1 pseudogene is annotated in these 415 nt (G+C 61.4%); it reads left to right on the forward strand.

From position 1 onward, the window contains the following. Window positions 1–299: 299 nt before the first annotated feature. Window positions 300–386, forward strand: a pseudogene (locus tag IVB32_RS12185) (ABC transporter permease); the annotation flags it as partial. Between the last annotated feature and the right edge of the window lie 29 nt (window positions 387–415).

Raw genomic sequence — 415 nt, forward strand, 5'->3', positions numbered from 1 at the left:
CGAAATCACGTTCAAAATAGAAAGTCCCGAGGTCCGGAGTGCCTAGGAGTCCGGACCTCGTAACCTTGCCCCAGCCTTTGATCCCCCCGCCCCATGTGGTCCCCCAACCCCGTGGTGCGCGATCAGAGGGTGATGCCCTTGGAAGGCCGCCGATCGATGTCCCGCGATGTACGCGACATCGGAATAGGATTCCATTCCGGATCACTACGGATTTCATCGCGCTTGAATTTTCGCGGTGCATGCGCCTGCACGCGCGGTTGCCTGAAACCAATGCAAGCGCGCGAGCGCATGTGGCCCTGATCATGCCGGCACCGGCGACCACCATCGTCGTGACCACGCTGCCGGTCTCCGTGATCGGCGACTGGCTCGATCCCGAACTGCAATAATTCCGTCATGGCCGGGCTTGTCCCGGCCA

This window comes from Bradyrhizobium sp. 23 (assembly GCF_023073295.1).
GTDB lineage: Bacteria > Pseudomonadota > Alphaproteobacteria > Rhizobiales > Xanthobacteraceae > Bradyrhizobium > Bradyrhizobium canariense_D.